The sequence below is a fragment of the Acinetobacter sp. ESBL14 genome, assembly GCF_036668815.1.
Lineage (GTDB): Bacteria > Pseudomonadota > Gammaproteobacteria > Pseudomonadales > Moraxellaceae > Acinetobacter > Acinetobacter gyllenbergii.
Genome location: NZ_JAZEVS010000001.1, coordinates 1590091 through 1611859, shown reverse-complemented (window position 1 = coordinate 1611859; position 21769 = coordinate 1590091). Strand labels below are relative to the sequence as shown.

Annotated in this window: 20 protein-coding genes and 1 riboswitch; of the genes, 14 read left to right on the top strand and 6 right to left on the bottom strand. The window is 39.7% G+C overall.

Going from position 1 to position 21769, the window contains the following annotated elements; all coding sequences use genetic code 11:
• Positions 1-11: 11 nt before the first annotated feature.
• From fumC to V6E90_RS07905, 4 genes are all read left to right on the top strand, one after another.
• The gene (gene fumC / locus V6E90_RS07920) at positions 12-1406 is read left to right on the top strand and encodes a class II fumarate hydratase (RefSeq protein WP_332605025.1); all 1395 of its coding nucleotides are present in this window, start codon (positions 12-14) and stop codon (positions 1404-1406) included.
• Positions 1407-1677: 271 nt separating this feature from the next.
• Positions 1678-1977, top strand: coding sequence for a hypothetical protein (locus V6E90_RS07915; RefSeq protein WP_332605024.1), 300 nt, complete (start codon positions 1678-1680; stop codon positions 1975-1977).
• 976 nt (positions 1978-2953) lie between these two features.
• Positions 2954-3445: a hypothetical protein gene (locus V6E90_RS07910; RefSeq protein WP_065343841.1), complete on the top strand. Its 492-nt coding sequence runs from the start codon at positions 2954-2956 to the stop codon at positions 3443-3445.
• Between the two features lie 138 nt (positions 3446-3583).
• Positions 3584-3673, top strand: a riboswitch (glycine riboswitch).
• Between the two features lie 182 nt (positions 3674-3855).
• Entirely contained in the window at positions 3856-5100 is a 1245-nt protein-coding gene (locus V6E90_RS07905) for a D-amino acid dehydrogenase (protein WP_332605023.1), read from the top strand.
• Between the two features lie 44 nt (positions 5101-5144).
• On the opposite strand, the gene V6E90_RS07900 is transcribed toward V6E90_RS07905, so the two are convergent.
• The gene (locus tag V6E90_RS07900; protein WP_016540281.1) at positions 5145-5792 is read right to left on the bottom strand and encodes an A1S_1983 family putative colistin resistance protein; all 648 of its coding nucleotides are present in this window, start codon (positions 5790-5792) and stop codon (positions 5145-5147) included.
• Between the two features lie 98 nt (positions 5793-5890).
• On the opposite strand from V6E90_RS07900, the gene ispF reads away from it, so the two are divergent.
• Positions 5891-6382 carry a 2-C-methyl-D-erythritol 2,4-cyclodiphosphate synthase gene (gene ispF / locus V6E90_RS07895; RefSeq protein WP_332605022.1) on the top strand — a complete coding sequence of 164 codons (492 nt, stop codon included), beginning with the start codon at positions 5891-5893 and terminating at the stop codon, positions 6380-6382.
• Here the strand turns inward: ispF and V6E90_RS07890 are convergent.
• The 5 genes from V6E90_RS07890 to glnL form a co-directional block, all read right to left on the bottom strand.
• Positions 6370-6894: a protein tyrosine phosphatase family protein gene (locus V6E90_RS07890; RefSeq protein WP_016540279.1), complete on the bottom strand. Its 525-nt coding sequence runs from the start codon at positions 6892-6894 to the stop codon at positions 6370-6372. The two genes, ispF and V6E90_RS07890, sit on opposite strands and share 13 nt — an antisense overlap.
• A gap of 145 nt (positions 6895-7039) precedes the next feature.
• Entirely contained in the window at positions 7040-7960 is a 921-nt protein-coding gene (gene argF / locus V6E90_RS07885) for an ornithine carbamoyltransferase (RefSeq protein WP_016540278.1), read from the bottom strand.
• A 112-nt stretch (positions 7961-8072) separates the two neighbouring features.
• On the bottom strand, positions 8073-8714 hold the full coding sequence (locus V6E90_RS07880; protein ID WP_016540277.1) for a TetR/AcrR family transcriptional regulator: 642 nt from the start codon (positions 8712-8714) through the stop codon (positions 8073-8075).
• Positions 8715-8856: 142 nt separating this feature from the next.
• The gene (gene glnG / locus V6E90_RS07875) at positions 8857-10350 is read right to left on the bottom strand and encodes a nitrogen regulation protein NR(I) (RefSeq protein WP_016540276.1); all 1494 of its coding nucleotides are present in this window, start codon (positions 10348-10350) and stop codon (positions 8857-8859) included.
• Complete coding sequence (glnL, locus tag V6E90_RS07870) at positions 10337-11446, bottom strand: nitrogen regulation protein NR(II) (RefSeq protein ID WP_016540275.1); 1110 nt, start codon at positions 11444-11446, stop codon at positions 10337-10339. Before glnL ends, glnG begins: the two co-directional genes overlap by 14 nt.
• A 328-nt stretch (positions 11447-11774) precedes the next feature.
• On the opposite strand from glnL, the gene rimO reads away from it, so the two are divergent.
• The 9 genes from rimO (at position 11775) to V6E90_RS07825 (ending at position 21767) form a co-directional block, all read left to right on the top strand.
• A complete protein-coding gene (gene rimO, locus V6E90_RS07865) occupies positions 11775-13118 on the top strand; it encodes a 30S ribosomal protein S12 methylthiotransferase RimO (protein WP_005270747.1) in 1344 nt (447 codons plus the stop codon).
• Positions 13119-13168: 50 nt separating this feature from the next.
• The gene (gene pyrH / locus V6E90_RS07860) at positions 13169-13897 is read left to right on the top strand and encodes a UMP kinase (protein ID WP_004772000.1); all 729 of its coding nucleotides are present in this window, start codon (positions 13169-13171) and stop codon (positions 13895-13897) included.
• Positions 13898-13974: 77 nt separating this feature from the next.
• Positions 13975-14529 (top strand): ribosome recycling factor, encoded by a 555-nt coding sequence (frr, locus tag V6E90_RS07855; protein WP_004653307.1) that lies wholly within the window; start codon positions 13975-13977, stop codon positions 14527-14529.
• A gap of 7 nt (positions 14530-14536) precedes the next feature.
• Positions 14537-15286 carry a polyprenyl diphosphate synthase gene (gene uppS / locus V6E90_RS07850; RefSeq protein ID WP_332605021.1) on the top strand — a complete coding sequence of 250 codons (750 nt, stop codon included), beginning with the start codon at positions 14537-14539 and terminating at the stop codon, positions 15284-15286.
• Positions 15287-15288: 2 nt separating this feature from the next.
• A complete protein-coding gene (locus V6E90_RS07845) occupies positions 15289-16113 on the top strand; it encodes a phosphatidate cytidylyltransferase (protein WP_004653309.1) in 825 nt (274 codons plus the stop codon).
• A complete protein-coding gene (gene ispC / locus V6E90_RS07840; RefSeq protein WP_262756569.1) occupies positions 16114-17310 on the top strand; it encodes a 1-deoxy-D-xylulose-5-phosphate reductoisomerase in 1197 nt (398 codons plus the stop codon).
• A gap of 5 nt (positions 17311-17315) precedes the next feature.
• Positions 17316-18671 (top strand): RIP metalloprotease RseP, encoded by a 1356-nt coding sequence (gene rseP / locus V6E90_RS07835; protein ID WP_065343846.1) that lies wholly within the window; start codon positions 17316-17318, stop codon positions 18669-18671.
• 36 nt (positions 18672-18707) lie between these two features.
• The gene (bamA, locus tag V6E90_RS07830; protein WP_332605020.1) at positions 18708-21224 is read left to right on the top strand and encodes an outer membrane protein assembly factor BamA; all 2517 of its coding nucleotides are present in this window, start codon (positions 18708-18710) and stop codon (positions 21222-21224) included.
• Between the two features lie 42 nt (positions 21225-21266).
• Complete coding sequence (locus V6E90_RS07825; protein ID WP_016540269.1) at positions 21267-21767, top strand: OmpH family outer membrane protein; 501 nt, start codon at positions 21267-21269, stop codon at positions 21765-21767.
• Positions 21768-21769: the final 2 nt, after the last annotated feature.

Genomic DNA, 21769 nt, shown 5'->3' with positions numbered 1-21769 from the left:
AGAGGTTGTTTATGCAAATGCGAATTGAACACGATACCATGGGCGAAATCGAAGTGCCGAATGAGGCCTTATGGGGTGCGCAAACGCAACGAAGTTTACAGAACTTTAAGATTGGCCAGGAACGCTTACCGCGTGCCATGATTCGCGCAATGGGGCTTGTGAAGAAAGCTGCTGCAATCACCAATGCTGAGTTAAAACAACTCCCTGATGATTTGAGTCAGTATATTGTTGGTGCTGCTGAAGAAGTGATTGCAGGGCAATGGGATTCTCAATTTCCATTGGTGGTTTGGCAAACGGGTTCGGGCACACAAAGTAACATGAACTGCAATGAAGTGATTGCCAATATTGCTAATCAGAAATTAGGTCAAGTTTTGGGGGCGCAGAAACCAGTCCACCCGAATGATCATGTTAACCGTGCGCAATCGACCAATGACTCATTCCCGACAGCAATTCATGTAGCAGCCAGTATTCAAATCAATGAGTTACTCATTCCTGCGGTAGATCAGCTAAAAGCAACTTTACAGCGTAAGTCAGAAGAATTTGATGATATCGTTAAAATTGGTCGTACACATTTGCAGGACGCAACGCCTTTGACTTTAGGTCAAGAGTTTAGTGGTTATGTGTCTCAACTAGAACATGGCTTGAAACGTTTGCAGCAAGCACTTGCAGGCTTATATGAACTACCTTTGGGTGGAACAGCGGTAGGGACAGGTCTGAATGCCCATCCAGATTATGCCGTAAAAGCAGCTGAACAATTGGCCGAACTTACTGGCTTACCATTCGTTACTGCACCAAATAAATTTGAAGCTTTGGCAGGACGTGATGCAGCTGTTTTTGCATCAGGTGCATTAAAAACACTAGCGGCAAGCTTAAATAAAATTGCTAATGATATTCGTTGGTTGGCAAGTGGCCCTCGTTGTGGTTTCGGTGAAATTCGTATTCCAGAGAATGAACCTGGTTCAAGCATCATGCCGGGTAAAGTGAATCCAACGCAAAGCGAAGCGATGACGATGGTCGTCGCTCAAGTCTTAGGTAATGACACCACTATTAATGTGGCAGGTGCTTCAGGTAATTTTGAGCTCAATGTCTTTATGCCCGTGATTGCTTATAACTTGCTGCAATCGGTTCAGTTGTTAGGTGATGCATGTAATAGTTTTAATGATCATTGTGCGGTAGGTATAGAACCGAATCGTGAGAAAATTGATTATTTCTTACATAACTCATTAATGCTGGTGACTGCACTTAATCCCGTGATTGGTTATGAGAACTCTGCCAAAGTTGCTAAAACTGCCTATAAGGAAAATAAAACCTTAAAACAGGTTGCGGTTGAACTTGGTCTGGTGACTGAAGCGCAATTTGATGAAGTGGTGAAGCCCGAAAATATGGTTTCTCCAAATAGCAAATAAGCCAGATAGCTGAATAAAAAAAATCCTTCTTTAATAGAGGGATTTTTTTATGTCTGGTTCTATGGGGGGCATCTGATGATTGCTGTAAATGACTAAATTTGAAACTTATTCAGTTCAAGCGTTACAATGATGTGCTTCATAATAGGGTTAGTCGTACACCATGCCTAAGATGTTTATATTTTGTTGCTTGATGAGTTGTCTCGTTGCTTGTAGTACGAGTAATCAGCAAAGTCTAAATCAAAGTAAACTAAAAAATGTTATAGAAAAACAGGTGAGTGAAACGATCAGGGTATCGGTCAAAGACGGGCAAAATAGAGAGAGAAAAATTGATGTAAAAATTATACCAGAGCGCGATGCAGCCAAAGTGCTAAAAGAAGATAAGGTAGTCGCATTAATCAATAAAACATCTGATCATATTGGAACATTCTTAATTGATAAAACAGCTTATATTCCTGCTTCTTCGGAGATTGAATTATATGACGACTTTTTAGTGGTTTTCATTTCTTATTCAACAGTTGATTATGAGAAGAACAGAGTAACTAGTTCATATAGAATGTCATTTCCATATTAAAAGCCTAATTATTTCGATTAGCGTCTGTTATCTTTATTTAAATAACCTTGTGAAAATTTTCCGTACATTATCAAGCAGTATCTCGTCGGTACTGCTAAGTAAATTGCTACAACCGTTACTAAACTCAAACTAGAGTATATTTCACTTGAATAATTTATGACTTGAAATTCTATAAAGCTATAAAATAGAACAAACGGTCAGCAAAAAATGATATTTTATCGACAAGTAGTTCTCATTGCCCTTATTTTTTGTGATAATTGCTGCGTAATTTGGGGGTGGTATGAATATTGTTAAATTTGTAAAGAGCTTCAATACAGTGGGGTTTTATCTAACTTTAGCCAGCGTTCTGCTAGCGACACTTATTTTGTATTTTTACGTTATTAATCCTAATTAAACTGTGGGGGTAAAATTTTCCCTGCGCTTTATTTAAATGATGTTTTAACTGAAGCTTGTGGTAAACATAGATTGATATCACTTATTTTTAATATTGTAAGGGAAATTGGCTCTATGTCTGATACTGGCCCAGTATTAAAATGTTAATCAAAAAAACCATAACTGAAATGTTATGGTTTTTTTGATGGATTGCACAAAGGTGTAGATGGTTGATAGAGCCCTAATCAGTTTTAACCATCATCAGTGGGAGAACTGATCTGTTTTCTCATTTTGATGGGACTGAGTTTGTCGTTGATGAGGCTTGATTTTTAATGATCTGCTTAACGTGAAGCCTACTATGTTGATTAAGCTTAGGATGTATCAAAAGTAAAAAGTTTGATTTATGAATAGGCCAATGAGGGTCATGAAGGTTTTCAACCTCTTTGTCTGCTTGTGAATAAACCTATTGCAGTAATCGACATTGAATAAATCGTGATAATTGTTAAAATGATCATTCCATTCTGTTTTAATTTTATTTGTGTTTCGTGTTTTTGCGAAATTTGAATTAAATATACAAAACAGTGTCTTATTTCAGGATTTTTTAATGCTCAATATCTATTTAACAGATACCAAAACCAACATCCAATTTTCTGATCTTCCAAACGAAAATCCTGTTAAGTTTCTGTTGAATTTAAAGAAAATTTTTCCAAGTACTGCTGATCTATTATTGCCCGTTTTGCCCGAAGACAATAACTTGGAAAATGTGACTTGGGAAGCAACGTCTAAAGACTTTGAAATTTTCAAAAAATTATTAGAAGGTTGGGGTATCATTGAGCTGCGTTTAAGTGCGATAACGACTTATAAAGACAAAAATTTTGCCAATGAGTTGGTGAAAAAAGCGCAACTAAAACGGAAACAGATTGCACAAGCACAGCCACAGTTGTCCATGATTGCATTGGATTATGTATTGATGCATGAGATTCATGCGCTGATTGATGCAGAACTGGTGATGATCGGAGAAAAATTCTATTTGCCAACATTGCGTGAGCTTTGGAAAGGACATTTTTCAGATCAAATTTTGCAATGCAAGTTTTAAGCATTAAAGCAGGCTTTTAGCCTGCTTTTTTTATGATATTAACCCTGAGTCAAATAGAACAAATCTTCGTCTACAAACAATTACAAGAATTTAGTGTCTGTATTTTTATGCGGCATATATATTGCTTATAAGGATATAAATATTATTGCGGGAGAGAAGTTCTTCAATGAACTCGCCGAAGGAGCAACGACCCCGGAAACTCTCAGGCAGAAGGACTGTAATAATAGAAATACAATCTGGAGAGTAGTGCTCAACTTGTAGAAATATACAACAACTTTTTTCTTCTACGATTAACACTCACCGAAGGGGAAGGCTTAATGATTAATTGGTAATCATCTGCCGAAACTCTCAGGTACCATGACAGATGGGGCTATGCATTAAGAAATGTTATGCATTTCTAGGAGTTTGCTATGCCACATGTAGTTGTAATTGGTGCGGGGATTACAGGTGTAACGTCTGCGTATGAATTGATTAAACTCGGCTATGAGGTGACCGTAATTGACCGTCATCTTTTTCCAGCGATGGAAACATCTTTTGCCAATGGTGGGCAATTGTCTGCCTGTAATGCTGAGGTTTGGAACCAAAAAGCAACGGTGCTGAAAGGCATCAAATGGATGAGTAAAAAAGATGCACCATTATTGCTCAACCCTTCATTTAGCCTACATAAGTATCGTTGGTTGGTTGAGTTTTTGACCCATATTAAAAACTATAAAGCCAATACGATTGAAACAGTGCGTTTAGCACTATTGGCAAGGCAACGTTTGTTTGAGGTGGCGGAAAAAGAAAATATAGCTTTTGATCTGGAAAAACGTGGCATTTTACATATGTACCACACCAAAGAAGACTATCAAATTGCTAAGCAAGTGAATGATGTTTTGGTTGAGGGTAAGTTAGAGCGAAATGCAATTACACCCGCAGAAATGAAAGCAATTGAGCCGACATTAACAGGTGACTACTATGGTGGTTATTACACTGCGGGCGATGCGACAGGTGATATCCATAAATTTTCTGTTGGATTGGCTGAAAGAACACAGCAATATGGTGTGAAATACTGTTTTGGTCTGGATGTGGTGGATATTAAATTTACCCATGATAAAGCGGTTGTTCACTGTAAAAACAGCTCAGAAAATGTCAATCCAAGTGCGGATGGAATCACTGAAATTATTGCTGATCTGGTTTTGGTTTGTGGTGGTGTAGGAAGCTATCAACTCGCTGATATGTTGGGGGATAATGTGAATGTGTATCCTGTAAAAGGCTATTCCATTACTGTGCAGCTTAAAGATGAACGTAGTGTAAACAATGCACCCTGGGTAAGTTTATTGGATGAAAGCGCAAAAATTGTGACTTCTCGCTTGGGTGCAGATCGTTTACGTATTGCGGGAACAGCCGAATTTAATGGATATAATCGTGATATTCGTGCTGATCGTATCCAGCCTTTAATTAATTGGGTCAACCAAAACTTTGATATCTCCACCGAGCATGTTGTACCTTGGGCAGGCCTACGACCAATGATGCCGAATATGTTACCTGTCGTTAGACAAGGCAAACAACCACGGGTGTTTTATAATACAGGACATGGGCATTTAGGTTGGACTTTGTCAGCAGCAACAGCAGTATTGATTAGCCAAGAAATTGCACAAAAATACCCAAACTAAATCAAAAAGCCGATGTTAAAACATCGGCTTTTTTCTTATCTTGATTAATCGTATAAACGATAAACCCCTGTAAATCTGTCACAGTCTTTCTGCTTGGATTTAATAATTAATAATGCTTTCTGGAAGTCAAATTGATATTGGCATTTTTTTTCATTATCAATGATTTGATTTCTTTGCTCTGGCGTACTGTAGGCCAGTAACGAAAGTGTTTGGGTTTCTAAGCGGTTATTCGGATTGCGATAAGCAGTCCCTTCAATTTTAAGTTTGTCTTTATCCAGTTGGTGAATTTGTAGATGAACGGGTTGTGAGGCTAACTTACCTTGTTCATATTTTAGATAATGCTGTGTCAATGTTTGGTTCATCGAGGTGTAAAAATTCAAATCGTCCAAACGCGCATCAAATTGCTGCTGATAGCAGTTTTTACTTTTGCACTGTTGTACCTGATTCAGCCACACGCTTTGGGTGTCATGTAATAACTGTAGTGGGGCATCTGTTACTAAATAGGCAGTTAGAAACTTGGCATTCAGCTTTAAACGCTGCTCTTGATATTGTTTAGAGCAGATTTTTTTAGCGTTTAAATCATTGCTGCTGCAGTCAATTGCTTCTGCATAGGCAAATGTTGAGCAAAAACAACTCAATGTGATGATGTAACCAGCTTTCTTTAATTGATTTCTTACAGTGTTAAACAGCATAATCACTTATACTTTCAGTCTAATTTGCTCAACGTACTATAGCGAAATAGAAAGCCTGAATACAAGATTTGTTCAGTATATTGTAAAAGGAAAATCATATGGTTGCTCAAATTCGTATTGGACAAGGGATTGATGTACATGCATTTGAAGAAGGTGAGTTTGTTACCTTAGCTGGTATTCGAATCCCACATACACACGGCTTAAAGGCACATTCAGATGGTGATGTGGTGTTACATGCCTTAAGTGATGCTTTATTGGGCGCTTTGGCACTGGGGGATATTGGACAGCATTTTCCAGATACAGATCCAGAGTACAAAGGCGCTGACAGCCGCCTGTTACTTAAACATGTCTATCAATTGATTTTAGATCGTGGTTATCAACTCAATAATGCTGATATTACCATCGCTTGTGAGCGCCCTAAGTTGGCAAAACATAACTTAGAGATGCGTCAAAGTATTGCCGATGTATTGGATGTTGATGTAACTCAAATTAGTATTAAAGCCACAACCACTGAAAAGCTTGGTTTTACTGGTCGCCAAGAAGGGATTTTGGCGACCGCAACTGTGTTGGTCTCACATCAAGCGAAATGATTGCTGTTGATCAATGATTGTTCGAGTTCTTGCGTTGCTTTACGACCTTGCAGTTGTAAAGTAATGCTATGAATTAAGCCGGTCCATGTTTCATTGGGTTCCCAAATTTGGTGCAATAGCTCTTGGGCTGTTGGTAGATCAATATTCATATAGAATTGACGATAGAGGTACATTAAGCTGCTGACACGCATATTGTCATCGCAGTGTAGCCAAATGATTTCGTTTTGGACTAGATGATCGATCAGATCTAAAACAAACAGGCATTGCTCAGAACAAGGTACATCCCAACCAATTGGAATATGGATATAGTTTAGCCCCAAATCTAAACAGATCTGGTCTTGCTTGGCCAAATGATGATCAGATTGGCTGGTTGCAAGATTAATCACTGTGCTGCAACCATATTCTTTAATGTGTTGTAATTGCTCAGCAGTCGGTTGAGCAGAGCTAAACAGATGCTCATGCACCAAAGCAAAATTTGGTATTTGAGATAAGGCTTGTTCAAGTGAAGTCATAACGTCCGCTGTGTATTGAGTGAAGTTCTCACATCGTGAGAAACTTATTCTAAAGGGCTTGTCTTACTATAAGTGTTTTTATTTCAGTGTTCAATTTAAAGCGCACAAATAAAAACAGCATCAAATGATGCTGTTTTTATTCAACTCAATCTTTTTTAAGATTCTCGTTGAGTAAGAATTCCATCAATGCTTTCTGAGCATGCAAGCGGTTTTCTGCTTCATCCCACACGACCGCATTTTTATGATCCAACATATGTTCTGAAATCTCTTCACCACGATGAGCAGGTAAGCAGTGCATAAATAAGCAATCAGGATGCGCCAAGTCCATGAGTTTTTCATTGACTTGGAAATCGGAAAAAGCTTTTTCGCGGAGTTTCTGTTCTTCTTCTTGTCCCATACTTGCCCAGACATCGGTCACAATCAGATCGGCATTCACAGCTGCATCTTCAGCTTTATTAAACACTTCTACGCAGTCGGCAAATTCAGCTAAGAATCTTGCTTGAGGTTCATAGCCTTCAGGTGATGCGATTTTCAGTTTAAAACCCATCATGTGTGCGGCTTCAATATATGAATTACACATATTATTGCCATCACCAATCCAAGCTACTGTTTTACCTTCGATGCTGCCACGATGCTCTTGGAAGGTTTGCAAGTCCGCAAGCAATTGGCAGGGATGGTGATCATCAGTCAAACCATTAATCACTGGAACGGTAGAGTAAGATGCAAAACGCTCTACAATATCATGACCGAAAGTACGGATCATGACGATATCTAGCATGCTTGAAATCACACGTGCAGAATCTTCAATCGGTTCACCACGACCTAGCTGCGTATCGCGTGGTGAAAGAAAAATTGCACTACCACCAAACTGGCAAATACCTGCTTCAAAAGAAATACGTGTACGTGTACTCGACTTCTCAAAAATCATTCCCAAAACTTTACCCGCAAAAGGTTGGTATAGCGTATTGCTATGTTGCATGCGTTTAAGTTCTTGTGCACGATCTAAAATGCGTTGCAGTTCTAATGAGGATAGGTCACGTAAAGTTAGGAAATGCCGAAGCGCCATAGCTACTCCCACAATAATTATTGAATAAAAACAATAATTAATTGCTGTTTGATGAGTGGTGAATAAAAAAGAATTGACTACTATACTATACGCTCGGGAAAATGCAAAAGAATTAGACCTTTTGATGAGCTTTTAAAAATAAATCTACGGAATAGTTAATATAATCAATGATTTCTGCATCATTTTCAGAGAGGTCTAAACCCATTAGATTGCGCCACTCAACATCTCTCAAAGTTCCGAAATACATCATGGCGGAGAACTTTGGTTGGGCGCAAAAAATTTCTCCCTTGGTGTGAGCATGCTCTAATGCAAAGGCAATGGTATTTTGAATGTTAAGGGCACATTGATCATAAAAGTAATGTGCAAGCTGGACATCTTTCTGCGTTTGTTCGGTAAACATGCGCATAAAAGCAATGTTTTCTGGCTGGATGATATGTTGATAAAAGCGGTGTAGGGTTTGTGTTAGGTAGTCTCTTAAATTGCTTTTTTCTGGAATATACGGGAAACAGACACCTTTGAAAAACACTTCCCTGCGGTAATCACAAATGGCGGTAAAAAGTCCTTCTTTATTACCAAAGTATTTATAGATGGATGTTTTTGAACCACCTGCATGATTGACGATGTCATCCAAAGACACGGCTTCATAACCTTTCTCTAAAAACAAATCGGTTGCGCACAGTAATAGGGCAAAACGACGTTCTTCTCCACGACGAGTTTGAGGTTTGGCGCAGCTTGGATAGCAAATATCAGTCATTATCTACTTTGGAGTAATGGGATCCTCCTTAGTATAACAAAAACCATATCTCTTGTATGGTAATCACATTGATGTGTGTTTCAAAACATCTCAATTTTAGTAAAAAAGCGAATCACTTGGATTCGCTTTTTATGGCTGCTCATTAAGCAGAGCGAACTTCTTCGTCTTCCTCGTCATCGGTCGAGTCCATACCGAGCTCTTTGAGCTTGCGGGTGAGCGTGTTGCGTCCCCAACCTAAAAGTTCGGCAGCATGGCGTTTACGACCGCGGGTTTGTTGTAAAGCAGCATTAATCAAAGTGCGTTCAAACATGGGTGTAGCAATATCCAATATCTTCATTTCGCCATTTTTCAACTTTTGAATTGCCCATTGACCCAATAATTCATCCCAATGGTGTACAGCAATACGTTCAACCAAAGCAGGACTGGTATTTGATGCAGCTTGTGCGTCATTAGTTTTATGTACAGACGCTTGCTTAAGTTCAGCCGGTAAGTCTTCTGGATAAACTTCACGCCCCGTGATCATGACTGTTAACCAGCGGCAGGTATTTTCTAGTTGACGAACATTACCAGGCCAAGGCAGTTGTTGCATATAGTCTGTGGTTTCGGTACGCAAGATTTTAGGGCTGACACCCAATTCCTTGCCTGCACGAGCCAAGAAATGCTGCGCCAGCATTGGAATATCTTCGCTACGATGTGACAGCTTTGGAATGTGAATACGAATCACGTTCAGACGATGATACAAGTCTTCACGGAAACGTCCTTCATTGACCAGCTTTTCCAAATCTTGGTGAGTTGCAGCCACAATACGTACATCGACCTTGACGGGGATATGTCCACCGACACGGTAGAATTCACCATCTGCCAAAACACGGAGTAAGCGTGTTTGTGTTTCAAAAGGCATGTCCCCAATTTCATCGAGGAACAAAGTACCACCATTGGCTTGTTCAAAACGGCCTTGATGTTGAGTGTTTGCCCCTGTAAATGCACCTTTTTCATGTCCAAATAACTCAGTTTCAATTAAGTCTTTTGGAATGGCTGCCATATTCAATGCAATAAATGGTTTGGCGCGACGTGGCGAGTGTTTGTGTAAGGCATGAGCAACCAACTCTTTACCTGTACCTGATTCACCATTAATCAACACTGTAATATGGGATTGTGATAAACGACCGATTGCTCGGAAAACTTCCTGCATTGCAGGGGATTCGCCGATAATTTCGGTTGATTGTAGTGGTGAGGCTGTTTTGGTTGCTTCTTGTTGTTGCAATTTATTGATATGCAAGATGGCACGATTGACTAGTGCCAAGGCTTCATCAATATCAAAGGGTTTAGGTAAATATTCAAAAGCACCTGTTTGATAGCTTGATACAGCAGACTCTAAATCGGAGTGCGCGGTCATGATAATCACAGGCAGGTCGGGATGTGTGTTCTTCACCTTAGATAAGAAGGTTAGACCATCAATCCCTGGCATGCGGATGTCGGTTAAAATCACATCGGGTGCATCGTCATGTAGGCGTTCCAATGCAGTTTGTGCTTCTTCAAAGTTGGTGACATCAAAACCTTCTTCTTTGAAGGTTTTTTCAAGTACCCAACGCATGGCACGATCGTCATCAATTACCCAAATTTTATTTCGTGACATGGTTTAACTCCCAAGGTAGATATAGGCTAAATACGGTTTTTCCTGGAACTGATTGACACTCAATCATTCCGTTATGTTGATGCATAATATTTTGAGCAATACTGAGACCCAGTCCTGTGCCTTTGGCACGACCTGTAACGAGGGGATAGAAAACTGACTCGAGAATGCTTTCTGGAACGCCAGGACCATTGTCTTCGATATCGATACGGACAGCTGAACGATTTAATACACCATTAATCGTAACAAGGCGTTGTATTCGGGTTCTTAAAACCAGTTCAGGCTCTGAATCTGTAAAGAATTCTTTATTTTCGGTCATGGCTTGTACTGCATTGACACTAATGTTGAGCATGACCTGAATCAGTTGGTCGCGATCAGCCATGACATCGGGTAAAGACAAGTCATAATCACGGGTAATCTTGATTTTTTTCTTGGTTTGATTTGCGATGAGTGAGCGAACACGTTCTAAGGGTTCATGCACATTGCTGAGTTCATAACTTGGTAATTGACGAGAACCAAGCATGGTATCTGCCAAATTAGTGAGTCGATCAACTTCGCTAATAATGATATCGGTAAACTCACGATAGCTATCATCACCTAAACTACGTGCCAGTAATTGAGTTGCACCACGAATACCGGCTAAAGGATTTTTGATTTCATGTGCCACACCACGAACCAATTGTCTAGCCACTTGGTGTTGCTGAACGAGGTTTTCTTCCTTTGAAATTTTTAGCATCCGATCAATTGGATTAAGTTCGATTAAGAGTAAAGGGTGATAACTTTTACCAGCATTGAGCTGTGAAGCGGTGTAGTCGACATGAATAGGTTTAAAATTCACATTGATCACTGCTTCACGTCGCGTATAGTGTTGACCACTTTCTAAGGTATTTAACAAAGCTTCTTGCGTATTGAAGGTATCATCATGTGCATGCAGCAAATTTAATACCGGCTGACCTGATGCGCGTAACAAGCTGATATCAAATAATGCTTCACAAGCAGAATTTAAATAAAAAATATTAAGCTTACTATCGACCAATAAAATGGCAGTTGTCAGATTATCTACTAAGAGTCGATAGTCGATAGTGTTCTGTTGATCCATTTGTGAATCGTCCTGTTTTAAAATGGCGCAATAAATATAAATTTTAATGAAGAGCCATTAACTTCTAAAATGTACTTTATGCAAAATACAAGCCAACTTTGTATTAACTAAATTTCAATCACTTAAATCTGAAAGAATCGATTTATACGGTATTTTTCACATACATCTGCTTATTTCAATATTTTATTATGCTTCAAATTGGTGCGTTGTTAGATTTTGTTTAAAATTTTGGTCGTATTTTGGTGCATTACACAAAGAGATGGCTTTGCTGCTATGCGTAGACAAAGAAAAGTCATACAATACGCCGATTCAAGTGGAGCGCAGATTCATGAAGACCCCCAAAGTCGGTTTTGTATCTTTAGGTTGTCCTAAGGCATTGGTAGATTCTGAACGAATTTTAACTCAGTTAAAGACTGAAGGTTATCAGGTTGCATCAGATTATGACGGTGCAGATTTGGTTGTTGTTAACACCTGTGGTTTTATTGAATCTGCAGTGCAAGAGTCTTTAGATGCCATTGGCGAAGCCATGAGCGAAAACGGACGAGTGATCGTTACCGGTTGCTTAGGTAAAGATGAAGACAAAATTCGCCAAATGCACCCCAATGTACTTAAGGTAACAGGTGCGGCAGCCTATCAAGATGTGATGGAAGCAGTACATGAATATGTACCTGCACCACCAAAACACAACCCATTTATTGATTTAGTTCCAGAGCAAGGTGTTCGTTTAACGCCGAAGCATTATGCCTATTTAAAAATTTCAGAAGGCTGTAATCACCGCTGTACATTCTGCATTATCCCAAGTATGCGCGGAGATCTCGTGTCTCGCCCTGTAGGTAAGGTGTTGGATGAAGCAGCTGCGCTTAAACGTGCGGGTGTAAAAGAGGTCTTGGTGATTTCTCAGGATACCTCAGCATATGGTGTGGATACCAAGTACAAGTTAGATTTCTGGAACGGTCAGCCAGTTAAAACCAAATTCTATGACATGTGTGAAGCGCTTGGTCAGCTTGGGATTTGGGTGCGTTTGCATTATGTTTATCCATACCCGCATGTAGATGCTGCCATTGATTTGATGGCTCAAGGTAAAATCCTACCTTATTTAGATATTCCTTTTCAGCACGCCAGTCCGCGCATCTTAAAATTGATGAAGCGACCAGCTCATAGCGAAAACACATTAGAGCGCCTTAAATTGTGGCGTGAAAAATGCCCTGAATTGGTGATTCGTTCAACATTTGTTGTTGGTTTCCCTGGTGAAACAGAAGAAGACTTCCAGATTTTATTGGAATGGCTAAAAGAAGCTCAGCTTGATCGAGTGGGTTGCTTTACGTATTCGCCTGTAGAAGGTGCAACTGCGAATGATTTACCTGATCATGTGCCAGAAGAAATTAAGCAAGATCGTTATGAGCGTTTCATGGAAGTTCAGCAAGCGATTTCTGCGGCAAAATTACAAAAGCGTATCGGTCAGAAAATGACAGTGCTTGTGGATGGCTTGGAAGATGAATTCCCTGTTGCAGTTGCACGTTCATATGCAGATGCGCCAGAAATTGATGGCAATGTTTTTGTTGAAGATATTGATAAGAGTGTGATTAAAGCAGGTGATCTGCTTGAAGTCGAAATTACCGATGCAGATGAATACGATTTATTTGCAAAGTTAATTCAGATTAAATCTGCTTGATGTTGAATTAAATTTAAGAAATTTGAGATTGGTCGGTTTGGAGTAAAAGTATGTCAGCTTCTAAAAATCCACGTTATGCACGAATTTTGCTAAAGCTTTCGGGTGAAGCTTTAGCAGGCAATAAAGATATGGGTATTGATGCCCAAGTTTTAGATCAAATGTCACTTTCAATTGCGCACTTGGTTGGTTTGGGTGTGCAGGTGGGTATTGTTGTTGGTGGTGGTAACTTATACCGCGGCAGCCAGTTACAGAAAGATGGCCTAGTTGGTCGTGTAACAGGCGACCAAATGGGTATGTTGGCAACGGTAATGAATGGCTTAGCAATGCGTGACGCGTTGGTGCGCCGTAATATCAAAACTCGTTTAATGTCAGCATTGTCAATTGGTACAGTGGTTGAGCCATATTCAAGCCGTGATGCGATCCGTCACTTGAGCCAAGGTGAAGTGTGTGTATTTGTTGCGGGTACAGGGAATCCATTCTTTACCACAGATACAGCAGCATGTTTACGTGGTATTGAGATTGAGGCGAACCTGATCTTGAAAGCGACCAAAGTAGATGGTGTTTATAATAAAGATCCAAGCAAATATGATGATGCGGTTAAATATGACAATTTAACTTTTGACCAAGTGCTTGATGAAAAGCTTGGTGTGATGGATCTGACCGCGATTTGTTTATGTCGTGATCACAATGTGCCACTACAAGTTTTTGATATGAACAAATCTGGTGCATTACTTTCTGTTGTAATGGGCGAAAAAGAAGGTACTCACGTCACGAATTAATGTACGTGAGTCATAAAGCTCTTTATACTAATGTCTAAATATTTTGTAATACCTAATGAATAAGTAAGGAAGATCATATGATTAACGATCTCAAACAAGATAGCGAACAGCGTATGCAGAAATCGCTTGACTCTTTAGAGTTGGGCTTTGCTAAAGTTCGTACAGGTCGTGCGCACCCATCTATTTTAAATGGTGTGATGGTTTCTTACTACGGCTCTGATGTTCCATTGAATCAAGTTGCAAATATCGGGCTTGAAGATTCGCGTACCTTGTTGGTTCAACCATTTGAACGTTCGATGGTTGCTGCGATTGATAAAGCAATTCGTGAAGCAGGTTTGGGATTAAATCCTATCACTGCTGATGCAATCCGTGTACCAATGGCTGCATTAACAGAAGAAACCCGCCGTGATATGCAAAAAGTTGCGCGTGCTGAAGCTGAAAATGCCAAAGTTGCAATTCGTAATATTCGTCGTGATGTATTGGGTGATCTCAAAGCATTATTGAAAGAAAAAGAAATTTCTGAAGATGATGATCGTCGTGCATCAGATGATATTCAAAAAATTACGGATAAATATGTTGCAGAAGTTGATAAGCGTCTTGCAGCGAAAGAAGCAGAATTGATGAAGGTCTGATTTTATTATGACCTTGCAAGAAGAAGCGCTTCTTCCTCAACATGTTGCCATCATTATGGATGGCAACAATCGTTTTGCCAAAAAAAAGCAAATGCAAAAAGGCGATGGACATCGGGAAGGCAAAAATGTCTTGGATCCGATTGTTGAACATTGCAAAAAAGAAGGTGTTCGTGCGCTAACCGTTTTCGCATTTTCAAGTGAAAATTGGAATCGTCCACAATACGAAGTTGATTTGCTAATGAGATTGTTGGAAGAAACAATTCATGAGCAATTGCCTCGTATGGAGCAATTTAATATCGCGCTGCGTTTTATTGGTGATCGTTCTCGGTTGTCAAATGAATTGCGTGATTTAATGCAACTCGCTGAGCAAAAAACGGCCGCTTTTGATTCCATGACCCTAACAATTGCGATTAGTTACGGTGGTATGTGGGATATGGCGCAGGCTGCAAAAAACATTGCTCAAGATGTACTTGCAGGAAAACTTCAAGCAGATCAGATAAATGTTGATTTATTTGATAAATATGTCAGTCTAAATGATCTTCCAGCTGTTGATTTGTTAATTCGTACAGGTGGAGATTACCGTTTGTCTAACTTCCTGTTATGGCAAGCTGCGTATGCCGAATTGTATTTTACCGATACTTTGTGGCCAGAATTTACTGTAAAAGAGTTGGATTACGCATTTCGTGTTTTTTCAGGACGTGAAAGACGCTTTGGTAAAACGTCGGAACAGATTCAACAAGCGAAAATAGAGAATTAATAATGTTAGAGCGGATTATTACCGCATTGGTGTTAGTTGCTGTTGTTTTAAGTTGCATGTTTGCAACGCAATCACATTATCCAATGTTTATGCTTATGATTTTAGCCGCGGGGGTTGCAGGTTATGAGTGGTTTAAGCTTATGCCTCGTGCAACATCACCGGTATCAAAACCTAAAGCTTGGATTTATGGTGGCGCGGTTGCAGCAGTAGCGACACTGGCATTATTTTTTGATGATGTAGCACTTTTACTCTGGGCTGCCTCTATTCTCACTTGGTTGGGCAGTATCTATTGGGTAAAGAATTTTCCCGAATCTGATAGTTGGTATAATGCATCCTTACATATCGTTGGGTTTATTCTGATTTCTGCCGCAGTCACCGCGCTTTATGCTGTTTGGCATAGCTCACCATGGTGGCTGATGTATTTGTTCCTCCTGGTTTGGGGCGCGGATAGTGGTGCATATTTTGTAGGGCGTAAATTCGGTAAGAAGAAACTTGCACCTTTTGTGAGCCCCAATAAATCTGTTGAAGGTTTATATGGTGGTATCGCGACAACTGTGATTATCATGTTGGTTGTGCAGTATACCTATTTAAATTTAACTGCAATACAGCTTATTCTGTTCTTAATTCTTTCAATTATTACTGTGTTTGCTTCGGTATTGGGTGACTTGTTTGAGTCAATGATTAAACGCCGAGCAGGAATCAAGGATTCTGGCCGTGTTCTGCCTGGACATGGTGGTGTGTTAGATCGTATTGACTCCTTACTTGCCGCTGCACCGATTTTTGCAACAGGTATGTATATATTAAAACTTATTGGTGTAGATCTTTAAATGACTCAAGCTGTTTGTATATTGGGTGTTACGGGTTCAATTGGACAAAGTACTTTAAAAGTATTGGAACAACACCCAGACCAATACACTGTATTTGCAGTCTCTGCATATAGTCGTTTAGATGAACTTTTAGAAATTTGTAAAAAATATCATCCAAAAATTGTTGTTGTGCCAAATGATAAAGCACTTGAGTTGCAACAACGCTTCGATCAAGAAAATTTAAAACAGATTGAAATCTTAACCGATGAGGCAGGCTTAATCTCAATCGCTGCACATGCTGATGTTGATATTGTGATGGCGGCAATTGTTGGGGCGGCTGGCTTACTTCCTACATTGGCAGCAGTAAAGGCGGGTAAGCGGGTTTTGCTTGCCAATAAAGAAGCATTGGTGATGTCGGGTGACATCATGATGCAGGCAGCTAAAGAGCATCAGGCACTGTTGTTACCTGTAGACTCTGAACACAATGCTATTTTTCAGTCTTTACCGCATGATTATTTAAATGCAGAAAGAACGGGACAGCCTCAATTGGGCGTGTCACAGATTCTACTGACTGCATCTGGTGGTCCTTTTCTAAATCATTCCTTAGAACAGTTGCATGATGTAACGCCACAACAGGCATGTAAACATCCAAACTGGTCAATGGGGCAAAAGATCTCAGTCGACTCTGCAACTTTAATGAATAAAGGCTTAGAATTGATCGAAGCTTGTCATTTGTTTTCAATATCAGAACATTTTGTTACAGTTGTTGTTCACCCACAAAGTATTATTCACTCCATGGTGCAATATGTGGATGGATCAACTTTGGCACAAATGGGTAACCCTGATATGTGTACGCCGATTGCACATGCATTGGCATGGCCAAAACGTTTAGCGACGCATGTTCCTGCATTGAATTTGTTTGAGACAGCTCAATTGAATTTCCAATCACCTGATCTTGTTAAGTTTCCAGCTTTGGATTTAGCGCGTCAGGCGATGCGTGCAGGTGGTTTAGCACCAACGATTTTAAACGCGGCAAATGAAATTGCAGTTGCCGCTTTTTTGCAGCAAAGAATTCGATTTACTCAGATCACTCAAGTGGTCGAAAATACCTTGCAAACTGTACAAAATGCTAAAGCAGAAAACATAGACATCATTTTACAGACTGATATGATCGCAAGACGAATTGCAGAAAAGTATATTGTGGATATAGGAGGCTAAATCGTATGAATGCACTATTTATGATTGTTGCAGCGATTTTGTTGCTTGGTCCTCTGATCGCAATTCACGAATTTGGTCATTATTGGGTTGCACGTAAACTTGGTGTTAAAGTGCTGGTTTATTCCATCGGCTTTGGTCCAACACTACTGAAATGGCAATCTAAAAAGTCTGGTATCCAATATCAACTTTCGGCTTTACCTCTTGGTGGTTATGTCAAGATGTTGGATGAACGTGAGGGCAATGTTGCTGAGCAAGATTTACCTTATGCGTTTAACCGCCAATCTCCATGGAAACGTATTGCGATTGTTGCTGCGGGCCCATTGATTAACCTGATTTTTGCTGTGTTCTTGTTTTGGATTCTGTTCCTGCCAGCGCAAGATCAACTCAATACTCGTATTGGCAAAGTCATGCCAAATACACCAGCAGCGCAGGTTGATTTACATGTTGGCGATAAGGTGTTGATGGTGGATGGGCAAACAACATCAACATGGGAAAAACTAAATTATGCTTTAGTTAATCGTGTGGGCGAAACTGGACAGGTCTCTATTGTTGTTGATCGTGCAGGGACTGAGAAACAGTTTAGTTTACCGATCAAAGAATTTTTAAAAGATCAGAGTCAATCACCTTTAGATGTATTGGGCTTTTTACCTTATCGTCCAGTCATTCCTGCAACGGTGAAAGAGCTGAGTGCAGATGGTGCTGCAATACGCCAAGGCATGAAAGTGGGAGACCAAATTGTTGCAATTGATAATGTTGCAATGAAAGATTGGTTTGATGTGGTGGATGTGGTGCAAAAATCACCAGAGAAACTTTTAAATATTGATGTGATGCGTCAAGGTCAATTGGTTCATTTACAAGTGATGCCTCAAGGGCAACGCGATAATATGGGCAATACGACGGGAATGCTTGGTGTGAAAAGTGATGCTGGTAAAATCACGATCCCGAATGATTATAAACAAACCATACAGTATTCACCTATCGAAGCGCTGGGTGTTGCATTTGAAAAGACAACACAGCTTTCAGGCATGATTTTTAACTCCATCATTAAAATGGTGCGTGGTTTAATCGGTTTGGATAATTTGTCGGGTCCGATCACAATTGCTAAAGTTGCTGGTCAAAGCGCAGAAATGGGATGGCAAACATTTATCTCATTCATGGCTTTGATGAGTGTGAGTTTGGGGATTCTAAATTTACTGCCGATTCCAATGCTGGATGGTGGACATTTAGTTTATTACTTTATCGAAGCAATTCGTGGTAAACCTGTTTCTGAACAAATACAGATGTTTGGTCTAAAAGTTGGTATGGTACTGCTCGGTAGCATGATGCTTTTGGCTTTATTTAACGACTTCATGCGTTTATAAAAAAACGCAAATGGAATTTAACTTACTGGAAAATATATGGGCATGCGTCACACACATTTATTAATGCCTTTGGCACTGGTTAGTGCGATGGCAGTGGTACAACAAGCATACGCAGCAGATGAGTTTCTTGCACGAGATATACGAATTGATGGCTTAGTGCGTTTAACACCTGCAAGTATCTATTCTATGTTACCAATAAATAGTGGCGATAGAGTCAGTGATCCAATGATTGCTGAGGCAATCCGTACGCTATATGCTTCTGGTTTATTCGATGACATTAAAACATATAAAGAAAATGATGTTTTAGTATTCCGAGTTGTAGAACGTCCAGTGATTTCAAAGTTGGAATTCAAAGGCAATAAACTCATTCCGAAAGAAGCCTTGGAACAAGGTTTGAAGAAGATGGGTATTGCTGAAGGTGAGGTATTTAAGAAGTCTGCATTACAGACCATTGAAACTGAGCTAGAACAACAATATACCCAGCAAGGCCGTTATGATGCGGATGTGACGGTTGAAACGGTTGCTCGTCCAAATAACCGTGTTGAGTTAAAGCTGAACTTTAATGAAGGTACAGCGGCTAAAGTATTTGATATCAATATTATTGGTAACACTGTATTCAGTGACAGCGATATCAAACAAGCCTTCGCAGTGAAGGAAAGTGGTTGGGCTTCTATTGTGACCCGTAATGACCGCTATGCCCGTGAAAAGATGGCTGCAAGTTTAGAAGCATTACGTGCCCTCTATTTAAATAAAGGTTATATCAACTTTAATATCATCAACTCTCAATTGAACATCAGTGAAGATAAAAAGCATATCTTTATTGAGGTTTCAGTCGATGAAGGTAGTCAATTTAAGTTTGGCGAAACAAAATTCTTAGGTGATGCACTATATAAGCCTGAAGAATTACAAATGCTTAAGCTCTATAAAGATGGTGAAACCTATTCTCAAGAAAGAGTCAATGCAGTTAAACAGCTTTTGCTCCGCAAATATGGTAATGCTGGTTATTACTATGCTGAAGTAAATGTGGTACCTGAAATTAATAACCAAACGGGTATCGTTAACCTAAACTATTATATTAACCCAGGCCAACAAGTCACCGTACGTCGTATTAATTTCACGGGTAATAGCAAAACTGCAGATGAAGTGTTACGTCGTGAAATGCGTCAAATGGAAGGTGCGCTGGCAAGCAATGAGAAGATTGACCTTTCTAAAGTTCGTTTAGAGCGTACAGGTTTCTTCAAGACAGTTGACGTTAAGCCAGTTCGTGTGCCGAACTCGCCTGATGAAGTAGATTTAAATGTCAATGTTGAAGAACAACATTCTGGTACGACCACGCTAGCAGTAGGTTACTCGCAAAATGGTGGTGTAACCTTCCAAGCAGGTTTAAGCCAGACTAACTTTATGGGTACAGGTAATCGTGTTGCGATCGACTTGTCGCGTTCTGAAACACAAGATTACTATAACTTAAGTGTTACCGATCCATACTTCACCATTGATGGTGTGAGCCGTGGTTATAACGTTTACTATCGTAAAACCAAGTTAAATGAAGACTATAACGTTAACAACTATGTAACGGATAGTATTGGCGGTAGCTTGAGTTTTGGTTATCCAATTGATGAAAATCAAAGCTTGAGTGCATCTTTAGGGATTGACCAAACTAAAGTCAGAACGGGACCAAGTGTTTCAACTTATATTCGTGATTATTTGTTAGCAAATGGCGGTAAAGCGACTGGAAGCAGTAGCTATTGTCCAACTGAGTTCTTAGAAACTGATCAAACTACAGGTCAATTAACAGGTAAGTGCCAAGAAGGAAAGCTGATCAATTATGATAATGCTTTCGAAGGTACATTCTTGACCTATAATTTAAACTTGGGTTGGTCATATAACACATTAAACCGTCCAATTTTCCCAACTTCAGGTATGTCACACCGAGTTGGTTTGGAAATTGGTTTACCAGGTAGTGATGTCGACTATCAAAAAATGACCTATGACGCGCAAGCCTTTAAATCACTTTGGGGCGGCTTTGTACTTCGTGGCTACGGTAAGTTAGGTTATGGTAATGATTTACCATTCTATAAGAACTTCTACGCGGGTGGTTATGGTTCAGTACGTGGTTACGATAACAGCTCTTTAGGTCCAAGATATCCAAGTGTGATTTTCCAAGAAACTAAGCAAAATGACCTTGATCCCGAAGAAGTGGGCGGTAATGCTTTAGTTCAATTTGGTACAGAATTAGCACTTCCTTTACCATTTAAAGGGGATTGGACTCGTCAGGTACGCCCAGTACTCTTTGCTGAAGGTGCTCAAGTGTTTGATACTCAGTGTGATGTGCCAAAAGGTAATGTCACAATTGATGGTAAAGAAGTTGATATTAAGCAATATTGTAAAGATAACAACAAGTTAGATTTTGGCAATATGCGTTATAGTGTTGGTGTTGGCTTCACATGGATTACCATGATTGGCCCATTATCACTGAGTTATGCATTCCCGCTGAATGATAAAAAAGGCGATGATACTAAATCTATCCAATTCGAAATCGGTCGTACCTTCTAAGGGCGACCTCGTTTAGCGCTGTAAAATATAAAGGATGTAATAATGAAAAAATTAGCAATGTTGATGTTAGGTTTAGGCTTCACGGTTTCTGCTTCAGTAAATGCAGCTGGCCTTGCTGTGGTCGATTTGGCTAAAGTTGTTGAGAGCAGTACTTATCTGAAACAGCAAAATGCTAGCCTCACTCAGTCAGTCAAACCAACTTCAACTCGTCTTGAGCAATTGGGTAAAGAAATCGAGTCTTTACAGCAAAAAGCACAGACTGAGGGTCAAAAAATGAATCAAGCGGATATTCAGAAGCTGACTGCTCAGTATCAATCAAAGCTTAGTGAGTTTAATTCGACTCAACAAGGTTTACAGACGAAAGTTCAGTCAAGTTTACAGGCAATGAATACGACTTTTGAGTCTCGTGTGAAGCAAGCTGCTGAACAATTGCGTAAAGAGAACAACTTAGACTTTATTTTGAATAAAAATTCTACGATTGCCTCTGACGCTCAGTATGATTTAACTGATAAAATGATTCAAAAGGTTAATGCTATTAAATAATC

Excerpts from the sequence above, each read along its gene's own strand:
- bamA (WP_332605020.1), top strand. The coding sequence starts at position 18,708 with ATGGGCATGCGTCACACACATTTATTAATGCCTTTGGCACTGGTTAGT.
- glnL (WP_016540275.1), bottom strand. The coding sequence starts at position 11,446 with ATGGATCAACAGAACACTATCGACTATCGACTCTTAGTAGATAATCTG.
- uppS (WP_332605021.1), top strand. The coding sequence starts at position 14,537 with ATGACCTTGCAAGAAGAAGCGCTTCTTCCTCAACATGTTGCCATCATT.
- V6E90_RS07905 (WP_332605023.1), top strand. The coding sequence starts at position 3,856 with ATGCCACATGTAGTTGTAATTGGTGCGGGGATTACAGGTGTAACGTCT.
- glnG (WP_016540276.1), bottom strand. The coding sequence starts at position 10,350 with ATGTCACGAAATAAAATTTGGGTAATTGATGACGATCGTGCCATGCGT.
- V6E90_RS07900 (WP_016540281.1), bottom strand. The coding sequence starts at position 5,792 with ATGCTGTTTAACACTGTAAGAAATCAATTAAAGAAAGCTGGTTACATC.
- ispF (WP_332605022.1), top strand. The coding sequence starts at position 5,891 with ATGGTTGCTCAAATTCGTATTGGACAAGGGATTGATGTACATGCATTT.
- ispC (WP_262756569.1), top strand. The coding sequence starts at position 16,114 with ATGACTCAAGCTGTTTGTATATTGGGTGTTACGGGTTCAATTGGACAA.
- V6E90_RS07845 (WP_004653309.1), top strand. The coding sequence starts at position 15,289 with ATGTTAGAGCGGATTATTACCGCATTGGTGTTAGTTGCTGTTGTTTTA.
- fumC (WP_332605025.1), top strand. The coding sequence starts at position 12 with ATGCAAATGCGAATTGAACACGATACCATGGGCGAAATCGAAGTGCCG.
- V6E90_RS07825 (WP_016540269.1), top strand. The coding sequence starts at position 21,267 with ATGAAAAAATTAGCAATGTTGATGTTAGGTTTAGGCTTCACGGTTTCT.
- frr (WP_004653307.1), top strand. The coding sequence starts at position 13,975 with ATGATTAACGATCTCAAACAAGATAGCGAACAGCGTATGCAGAAATCG.
- pyrH (WP_004772000.1), top strand. The coding sequence starts at position 13,169 with ATGTCAGCTTCTAAAAATCCACGTTATGCACGAATTTTGCTAAAGCTT.
- V6E90_RS07890 (WP_016540279.1), bottom strand. The coding sequence starts at position 6,894 with ATGACTTCACTTGAACAAGCCTTATCTCAAATACCAAATTTTGCTTTG.
- argF (WP_016540278.1), bottom strand. The coding sequence starts at position 7,960 with ATGGCGCTTCGGCATTTCCTAACTTTACGTGACCTATCCTCATTAGAA.
- V6E90_RS07910 (WP_065343841.1), top strand. The coding sequence starts at position 2,954 with ATGCTCAATATCTATTTAACAGATACCAAAACCAACATCCAATTTTCT.
- V6E90_RS07880 (WP_016540277.1), bottom strand. The coding sequence starts at position 8,714 with ATGACTGATATTTGCTATCCAAGCTGCGCCAAACCTCAAACTCGTCGT.
- rseP (WP_065343846.1), top strand. The coding sequence starts at position 17,316 with ATGAATGCACTATTTATGATTGTTGCAGCGATTTTGTTGCTTGGTCCT.
- rimO (WP_005270747.1), top strand. The coding sequence starts at position 11,775 with ATGAAGACCCCCAAAGTCGGTTTTGTATCTTTAGGTTGTCCTAAGGCA.